At 68.1% G+C, this 8,283-nt stretch carries 10 protein-coding genes; 6 read left to right on the top strand and 4 right to left on the bottom strand.

Annotated elements, in window-relative coordinates; all coding sequences use genetic code 11:
* Positions 1–172: 172 nt before the first annotated feature.
* Both ACIBVP_RS12240 and miaB read right to left on the bottom strand, forming a co-directional pair.
* A complete protein-coding gene (locus ACIBVP_RS12240; protein WP_396106131.1) occupies positions 173–625 on the bottom strand; it encodes a hypothetical protein in 453 nt (150 codons plus the stop codon).
* Positions 622–2,103: a tRNA (N6-isopentenyl adenosine(37)-C2)-methylthiotransferase MiaB gene (gene miaB, locus ACIBVP_RS12235; protein ID WP_396106130.1), complete on the bottom strand. Its 1,482-nt coding sequence runs from the start codon at positions 2,101–2,103 to the stop codon at positions 622–624. Before miaB ends, ACIBVP_RS12240 begins: the two co-directional genes overlap by 4 nt.
* 174 nt (positions 2,104–2,277) lie before the next feature.
* On the opposite strand from miaB, the gene ACIBVP_RS12230 reads away from it, so the two are divergent.
* The 5 genes from ACIBVP_RS12230 (at position 2,278) to ACIBVP_RS12210 (ending at position 6,217) form a co-directional block, all read left to right on the top strand.
* On the top strand, positions 2,278–3,006 hold the full coding sequence (locus ACIBVP_RS12230; RefSeq protein ID WP_396106416.1) for an amino acid ABC transporter ATP-binding protein: 729 nt from the start codon (positions 2,278–2,280) through the stop codon (positions 3,004–3,006).
* A 78-nt stretch (positions 3,007–3,084) separates the two neighbouring features.
* Positions 3,085–3,984: a glutamate ABC transporter substrate-binding protein gene (locus ACIBVP_RS12225; RefSeq protein WP_396106415.1), complete on the top strand. Its 900-nt coding sequence runs from the start codon at positions 3,085–3,087 to the stop codon at positions 3,982–3,984.
* Positions 3,985–4,069: 85 nt separating this feature from the next.
* Positions 4,070–4,717, top strand: a complete 648-nt coding sequence (locus ACIBVP_RS12220) for an amino acid ABC transporter permease (RefSeq protein ID WP_396106129.1) — start codon at positions 4,070–4,072, stop codon at positions 4,715–4,717.
* Complete coding sequence (locus ACIBVP_RS12215; RefSeq protein WP_396106128.1) at positions 4,714–5,595, top strand: amino acid ABC transporter permease; 882 nt, start codon at positions 4,714–4,716, stop codon at positions 5,593–5,595. Before ACIBVP_RS12220 ends, ACIBVP_RS12215 begins: the two co-directional genes overlap by 4 nt.
* Positions 5,585–6,217 carry a class I SAM-dependent methyltransferase gene (locus ACIBVP_RS12210; RefSeq protein WP_396106127.1) on the top strand — a complete coding sequence of 211 codons (633 nt, stop codon included), beginning with the start codon at positions 5,585–5,587 and terminating at the stop codon, positions 6,215–6,217. The genes ACIBVP_RS12215 and ACIBVP_RS12210 overlap by 11 nt, the downstream gene beginning before the upstream one ends.
* Here the strand turns inward: ACIBVP_RS12210 and ACIBVP_RS12205 are convergent.
* Entirely contained in the window at positions 6,214–6,912 is a 699-nt protein-coding gene (locus ACIBVP_RS12205) for an SDR family oxidoreductase (RefSeq protein WP_396106126.1), read from the bottom strand. The genes ACIBVP_RS12210 and ACIBVP_RS12205 overlap by 4 nt on opposite strands.
* 56 nt (positions 6,913–6,968) lie before the next feature.
* Between ACIBVP_RS12205 and ACIBVP_RS12200 the strand changes: the two genes are divergently transcribed.
* A complete protein-coding gene (locus ACIBVP_RS12200; protein WP_396106125.1) occupies positions 6,969–7,337 on the top strand; it encodes a MerR family transcriptional regulator in 369 nt (122 codons plus the stop codon).
* Positions 7,338–7,455: 118 nt separating this feature from the next.
* On the opposite strand, the gene ACIBVP_RS12195 is transcribed toward ACIBVP_RS12200, so the two are convergent.
* Entirely contained in the window at positions 7,456–8,217 is a 762-nt protein-coding gene (locus ACIBVP_RS12195) for a succinate dehydrogenase/fumarate reductase iron-sulfur subunit (protein ID WP_396106124.1), read from the bottom strand.
* Between the last annotated feature and the right edge of the window lie 66 nt (positions 8,218–8,283).

Below are 8,283 nucleotides of genomic sequence, written 5' to 3'. Positions count from 1 at the left end.
CGCGCGCTCCGGCCCCCTTTGTGTGGGCGTTTCCCCCCCCCCCCCCCCCCCGGGCCCCCCCCCCCCCCCCCACAACTCGGTATGCCTGGGAGCGCGACTCGCGGTGTTTTGGCGCGCGACTCGCGGTGTTTTGGCGCGCGACTCGCGGTGTTTTGGCGCGCGACTCGCGGGGTTACGTGCGGGAGGCGGCGGTGCGGAACCACTGGATGGCGATGGCGACCATGGCGATCTCCGCGATGACCAGGCCGATGCCCACGTCGGTGCCGGAGGACTGGCGGGACCAGATCGCGAGGACGCCGTCGACGGAGGCGAACCAGCCGCCCGCCGCGCCGACCCAGGTGAAGAACCAGCGCCGGGTGGTCAGTGCCAGAGCCGACGTGAGCACGCCGAACAGCACCGCCGTCGCCGCGAACAGGCGCGGGACCATGGACGCCTTGCCGCTCTCCTGGCCGATCAGCACGTCGAGGCCGGAGGCCCCGTTCATCCACGGCAGGATCAGCCCGATCAGCAGGACGAACACGGCCACCGCGACGACGACCGCGCGGCCACCCAGCTCGACCGTCCGTGCGACGCGGCGACCGACCTCGTCGATCTCCTCGCGCATCTCGTCGTCGGATTCGGTCATCGGACTGCGCATCCACCCACCGGTTCACTCGACTGACTCGTCACTGAGGGCGGACCGAACGACGGCAGACCCAGCCCGACACCGGACGTGCGGGGCCGCACGCCCTCCTCATGGTTGTCACCCGCACGGGTACGCCGGTGCGACACCAGCGGCCCGTCGGCCACCAGGTGGTGCGGCGCGCCGTAGGTGATCACGGTCTCCACCACGTCACCCGGCCGGACGCCGGCGTCGCCGGGCGCGAAGTGCACCAGCCGACCGTCGCGGGCGCGGCCGGACAGACGCCGGGTGTCGGCGTCCTTGCGGCCCTCGCCCGTGGACACCAGCACCTCGACCCGCTTGCCGACCAGCGCCTTGTTCGCGGCCCAGGACACCTCCTCCTGCACGGCGATCAGCCGGTCGAAGCGGTCCTGGACCACGGCCTTCGGCAGCTGGTCCGGCAGCGACGCGGCGGGCGTGCCGGGGCGCTTGGAGTACTGGAACGTGAAAGCCGACGAGAACTTCGCGGCCCGCACCACGTTCAGCGTCTCCTCGAAGTCCTCCTCGGTCTCGCCGGGGAAGCCCACGATGATGTCGGTCGTGATGGCGGCGTCCGGCATCGCGGCACGGACCTCGTCGATGATCGACAGGTACCGCGCCTGGCGGTAGGACCGGCGCATCGCCTTCAGCACCCGGTCCGATCCGGACTGCAGCGGCATGTGCAGCTGGTGGCACACGTTCGGCGTCTCGGCCATCGCGGCGATGACGTCGGAGGTGAAGTCCTTCGGGTGCGGCGAGGTGAACCGCACGCGCTCCAGGCCCTCGATCTCCCCGCACGCCCGCAGCAGCTTGCCGAACGCGAACCGGTCGCCGAACTCGACGCCGTAGGAGTTCACGTTCTGACCCAGCAGCGTGACTTCGAGAACACCCTCCGCGACCAACGCCTGCACCTCGGCCAGCACGTCACCCGGGCGGCGGTCCTTCTCCTTGCCGCGCAACGACGGCACGATGCAGAACGTGCAGGTGTTGTTGCACCCCACCGACACCGACACCCAGCCCGAGTGGGCCGAGTCGCGGCGGGCGGGCAGCGTCGACGGGAACGTCTCGAGCGACTCCAGGATCTCGACCTGGGCCTCCGCGTTGTGCCGCGCACGTTCGAGCAACACCGGAAGCGCGCCGATGTTGTGGGTGCCGAACACGACGTCCACCCATGGCGCCTTCTTGACGATGTCGCCGCGGTCCTTCTGCGCGAGGCAGCCGCCGACGGCGATCTGCATGCCGGGGTTCGCGATCTTGGTTGGCCGCAAGTGGCCAAGGTTGCCGTACAACTTGTTGTCGGCGTTCTCGCGGACGGCGCACGTGTTCAGCACGACGACGTCGGGCACGCCATCGGCCTCGGCCGGCGCGTAACCAGCGTCTTCGAGCAGGCCGGCCAGCCGCTCGGAGTCGTGCACGTTCATCTGACAACCGAACGTGCGTACCTGGTAGGTGCGAGTGCTCATCTCAGTGACCGAGGGTACGCGTGACCGCATTGAGACCTTGTCGGTGGTCGATCTGGATGAACTTCATATCCGGTAGCGGTAGGTTTCGCCCATTACCGGGCCGCTACCCTCAGCACGCCTGACGTACCCGCGCTCGTTGGAGGATTGATGACCGAAGCGGCTACCGACACCCCCATGATCCGCATGGTGGAGGTGGACAAGTACTTCGGACAGCTCCACGTGCTCAAGAACATCAACATCGAGGTGCCGCGTGGACAGGTGGTCGTGGTGCTCGGGCCGTCCGGGTCCGGCAAGTCGACCCTGTGCCGTGCGATCAACCGCCTCGAACCGATCAACTCCGGGCTGATCGAGATCGACGGCAAGCCCCTGCCCGCCGAGGGCAAGGAGCTGGCGAGCCTGCGCGCGGACGTCGGGATGGTCTTCCAGTCGTTCAACCTCTTCGCCCACAAGTCGATCCTCGACAACGTGATGCTGGCGCCGGTGAAGGTGCGCAAGACCGCGCAGCCGGAGGCCAAGCGCACGGCGATGGAACTCCTCGAACGCGTCGGCATCGCCAACCAGGCGCAGAAGTACCCTGCTCAGCTCTCCGGCGGCCAGCAGCAGCGGGCCGCGATCGCGCGGGCGCTCGCCATGAAGCCCAAGGTCATGCTCTTCGACGAGCCCACCTCGGCGCTCGACCCGGAAATGATCAACGAAGTGCTCGACGTCATGACCACCCTCGCGGAGGAGGGCATGACGATGCTGGTCGTCACCCACGAGATGGGTTTCGCGCGCAACGCGGCGCACCGGGTGGTGTTCATGGCGGACGGTGAGATCGTCGAGGACTCCACCCCCAAGGAGTTCTTCTCGGCGCCGAAGTCGAACAGGGCGAAGGATTTCCTTGGCAAGATCCTCACACACTGAGGACCCCGAGCGGCGTGTTTCGCCCCGCGCCGCGTGACCAACTAGAGCAGGAGTGAAGTGGCAGTGGGTAATGCAGCGCTGAGGGTTCGTTCCCTCGCGATCGGGCTGCTGGTCGGTGGCCTCGCCCTGACGGCGTGCGGCAAGGAGGGCGCGCCGTCCGACAACGTGACCGGCGGTGGCCCGTCGACCACGGCGGCGGTGGAAACGGACGTCACGGTCGAAGGCTCCCCGACGTTCGACCGGATGAAGCAGAACGGCAAGGTCGTCATCGGCGTCAAGGAGGACCAGCCGGGCCTGGGTTACAAGGACCCGACCACGGGCGAGTACTCCGGTTTCGACATCGAGATCGCGCGCCTGATCGCCGCGAAGCTGGGCTTCGGCGAGGACAAGATCGAGTACAAGACCGTGCAGTCCGCCGGTCGTGAGGCCGCCATCACCAACGGCACCGTCGACTACTACGTCGGCACCTACACGATCAACGACAAGCGCAAGCAGCAGATCTCCTTCGCGGGCCCGTACTTCGTGGCCGGCCAGGACCTGCTGGTCCGCAAGGACGAAGAGACGATCAAGGGCAAGGACACCCTGAAGGGCAAGAAGGTCTGCTCGGTGACCGGCTCCACGCCGATCCAGCGCATCCGCGACGAGGCTCTGACCGAGCCCAGCAACATCGTCGAGTTCCAGGGCTACTCGCAGTGCGTCGACAAGCTGCTGACCAAGGAGGTCGACGCGGTCACGACCGACGACGCCATCCTGAAGGGCTTCGCCGCGCAGGACCCGGACGCGCTGAAGGTCATCGGTGAGACCTTCTCCGAGGAGCCGTACGGCGTCGGCCTGCCGAAGGACGACAAGGCCCTGCGGGACAAGGTGAACGACATCCTCGAGGCCGCCCTCTCCGACGGCACCTGGCAGAGCATCTACGACAGCACGCTCGGCAAGTCGGGCTCGACGGCCGAGAAGCCGACGATCGACCGCTACTGATCCGACCCTGACTGTGGGTGGTCACCCGCGTGGGTGACCACCCACAGTCGTAACCAAACCAACAACCACCGGCGGGGAAGGCCCGATGAACATACTGATCGACTACTGGCCGTTGTTCCGCGACGGCTTCCTCACCACGATCGAGTTGTTCCTGCTTGCCGGCGTCGCGTCGCTGGTCTTCGGCGTGATCCTGGCGATGCTGCGGGTCAGCCCCGTGCCGGTGTTCCGGGCGGCCGGCACCCTCTACGTCACCGTCGTGCGGAACACCCCGCTGACGCTGGTGTTCCTGTTCTTCGTCTTCGCCTACCCGTACCTGGACATCATCGAGATGTCCTTCTTCACCGCCGCGGTGGTCGCGCTGTCGTTCTACACGTCGGCGTTCATCTGCGAGGTCGTGCGGTCCGGCATCAACACGGTGCCGCTCGGTCAGGCGGAGGCCGCCCGCGCGCTCGGCCTGACGTTCGGTCAGTCGCTGTCGCAGATCATCCTGCCGCAGGCGCTGCGGTCGGTGGTGCCGCCGCTGGTGAGCACGCTGATCGCCCTGCTGAAGAACACCACGATCGCCGCCGGTTTCTCCGTCGCGGAGGCGGGCCGCATCCGGTCCGTCCTCTCGGACGACGGCGAGAACCAGCTGGTCGGCCTCCTGTGGGTGTCACTGGGCTTCATCGTCCTGGTCATGGTGCTCACGCTGGTGCAGCGGACCCTCGAGAAGCGTTGGAGCGTCGCCCGATGAGCAACGTCCTTTTTGACACCCCAGGGCCCCGCGCTCGTGCGCGCCACCGGATCTTCGCCGGGCTCGGCATCCTGGTGCTGGTCGGAATCGTCGCCTACGTCGGCTGGCGCTTCTACGACAGCGGCCAGTTCACCGCCCGCAAGTGGGAGTGGATCCAGTACACGCAGATCCAGGAGGACCTGATCTCGGCGGTCCTGGCGACGTTGCAGGCGTTCGCGCTGGGCGCCGTGCTGGCCCTTCTGTTCGGTGCGATCTTCGCCGCGGGCAGGCTGTCGGACCACAAGTCGGTGCGGATGGTCTCCGGCTTCGTCGTGGAGCTTTTCCGCGCCGTCCCGCTGCTGATCCTGATGTTCCTCTTCTACTACGGCCTGCCCTCGGTCGGCATCCGGATGTCGCCGTACATGGCCGTGGTGCTGGGTCTCATGCTCTACAACGGCTCGGTGCTCGCGGAGGTGTTCCGCGCGGGCATCCAGGCGCTGCCGCGCGGGCAGGCCGAAGCCGCGTACGCGCTCGGCATGCGCAAGACGCAGGTGATGGTCCTTATCCTGCTGCCGCAGGCGCTGCGGTCGATGATGCCGACGATCATCAGCCAGCTGGTCGTGCTGCTGAAGGACACCGCGCTCGGCTTCCTCATCACCTACGAGGAGCTGCTGCGGTTCGCGCAGCGCATCGGCGGTGACGGGCTGTTCAGCAGGCCGTTCGTGCCGACCGCGCTGGTCGTGGCCGCGATCTACATCGGCCTGTGCCTGCTGCTGACGTGGCTCGCGAACTACCTGCAGAAGCGGGAGCGGCGCAGCAAGAAGCACATCGAGCTGGAAGGTGGCCCCTCAAGGGAGCTCGAAGCCGCGGGCCTGGCCGGACGGACGAGTGGCAACTGATTTCCTGGCGGCCACCCGGTCCTCGTACGATCGGGTGGCCGCCGACTACCACGAGTACGGCCTCGCGGAGATGGCCCGCCAGCCCGTGGAGGGCGCGGTGCTGGGCCTGTTCGCGTCGCTGGTGGCCGGGCCCGTGCTCGACGTCGGCTGCGGCACCGGCCTGGTGACCGCCCACCTCCACCGTCTCGGTGTGGACATCGCGGGCGTGGACCTGTCGCCGGGGATGCTGGACGTCGCGCGGCGGACCTGCCCGGACGTGAACTTCGCGGAGGCGTCGATGCTGGCGCTCCCCCACGCCGACGCCGCGTTCGCGGGTGTCGTGGCGTGGTACTCGACGATCCACGTGCCGGACGAGGAGCTGCCGACCGCGTTGTCGGAGCTGGCCCGCGTACTGCGGCCGGGCGGGCACCTCATGCTGGGCTTCCAGGTGGGTGACCAGCCGCGCCATCTGACGTCCGCGCTCGGGCACGACCTGGACCTGGTCTTCCACCGGCGCCGCCCGGACCGCATGGCGGCACTGCTGGCCGACGCGGGCGTACCGGTGCACGTCACCACGGTCCGCGAGGCCCAGGAGGGCGAGCTGACCGGTCAGGCGTTCCTGCTGGCCAGGAAACCCGCCTAGCCGAGCCGCGGGTAGAGCGCGGTGAGGTCGCCCGCGAGCGCGGCCTTGACCGCCTCGGTGTCGCTGTCGGCGAGGATCTCGTGCAGGCCGGCCTCGACCCCGTCGAGCGCGATCGCCACGATCTTCGCCGGGTCGCTCTTGGGGATGTCGAACGCGGCCACCATGTCGGTGTCGGTGCTGGACAGGTGCAGGCCCGTGACCGCGGTGCCCTGGGCGGCGAGTTCGAGGCGGACCGAGTTGGTCAGGCCCCACTGTGCGGACTTGGCCGCGCTGTAGGAGCCCGCGCCGTCGACGGCGTACCACGTCAGGGCCGACAGCACGTTCAGGATCGCGCCGCCGCCGTTCGTGGCGAGCATCGGTGCGAACGCACGCACCACGTCCAGGGTGCCGAAGTAGTGCGTGTCCATGTCCAGGCGGATCCTGTCGCGGTCACCGGCGACCAGGTTCTGGTAGGTGTTGGAGCCCGCGTTGTTCACCAGCAGGTTCACGTCGGGTGCCGATGCGGCCGCCGCGGCGATCGAGTCCTGGTCGGTGACGTCCAGCGACAGGACGGTCACGCCCGGCAGGTCGACGAGTTCCGGGCGGCGCGCGGTCGCGTAGACCTTCGCGCCGCGGCGCAGGAGCTGTTCGGCGAAGTGCCTGCCGAGGCCGCGGTTGGCGCCTGTGACGAGTGCGACGGAGTCGTTGATCTTCATGGGAACTACGCTAAAACCTGACGTTGACGTCAGGGGCAAGGTGATGGGAGCCACTCGTGCGGATCGGTGAACTGGCGGAGCGCGCCGGGGTGAGCGTGCGGGCGCTGCGCTACTACGAGGAGAACCACCTGCTGACCGCCGAGCGGAGCCCCAGCGGCCAGCGGCACTACCGCGAGTCCGCGGTCGACCGGGTGCGGTGGATCCAGATGCTGTACGCGGCCGGCCTGCCGAGCAAGACGATCGTGAAACTGCTGCCGTGCTTCGAGAACAACGAGGTGCACGACGGCGTGCTGGAGCTGCTGAGCACCGAACGCGCCCGCATCGACCGGCAGGTGCACGACCTCGTCGAGACCCGCGACCGGCTGGACGAGGCGATCGCGTCGGCGACCGCGTTCCGGGACGGTGTGCCCTGCCCCGTCAGGTGATCCGCGAGGCGAGCGCCTGGCGCACCAAGGAACCGATGCACGCGGGAAACGCGTGCGGAAACAGCACCGGAGCCGCACGAAGTTCGTGCGGCTCCGGTGAGCTGTGCCCAGTGTGTGCTCAGTGGCGGCTGCCGCTGCGGCGGAACAGCTTGTTGCCCAGCCACACCACCGGGTCGTACTTGCGGTCGACCACGCGCTCCTTCATCGGGATCAGCGCGTTGTCGGTGATCTTGATGTGCTCGGGGCACACCTCGGTGCAGCACTTGGTGATGTTGCAGAACCCGAGGCCGTGCTCCTCCTGCGCCTCGCGCACGCGGTCCGCCTGGTCGAGCGGGTGCATGTCCAGTTCGGCGACGCGCATGAGGAAACGCGGGCCCGCGAAGTGCTCCTTGTTCTCCTCGTGGTCACGGATGACGTGGCAGGTGTTCTGGCACAGGAAGCACTCGATGCACTTGCGGAACTCCTGCGAGCGCTCGACGTCCTGCTGCTTCATCCGGTACTCGCCGAGACCGAGGTTCTTCGGCGGCGCGAAGGACGGGATCTCCCGCGCCTTCTGGTAGTTGTACGACACGTCGGTGACGAGGTCGCGGACCACCGGGAACGTGCGCAGCGGCGTGACCGTGATCGTCTCCGACTCGGAGAACACCGACATGCGCGTCATGCACATCAGCCGCGGCATGCCGTTGATCTCAGCGGAACACGAGCCGCACTTGCCCGCCTTGCAGTTCCAGCGCACGGCGAGGTCCGGCGCCTGCGTGGCCTGCAGGCGGTGGATGATGTCGAGGACGACCTCACCCTCGTTGACCTCGACGACGTAGTCCTCCAGGCCGCCGCCGTCCGCGTCACCGCGCCAAACCTTGAAGTTGCCCTTGTAGCTCATGACCGCTCCTCGCAGGCTCCGAGCGGCCGCTCGCGGGTCGCCCAGCTTTGTTGATTCGCTCCGCAA

Source organism: Actinophytocola sp. NPDC049390 (genome assembly GCF_044466355.1).
Classification (GTDB): domain Bacteria; phylum Actinomycetota; class Actinomycetes; order Mycobacteriales; family Pseudonocardiaceae; genus Actinophytocola.
The sequence above is the reverse complement of the archived record's forward strand: the minus strand, read 5'-3'. Positions and strand labels throughout refer to the sequence as shown.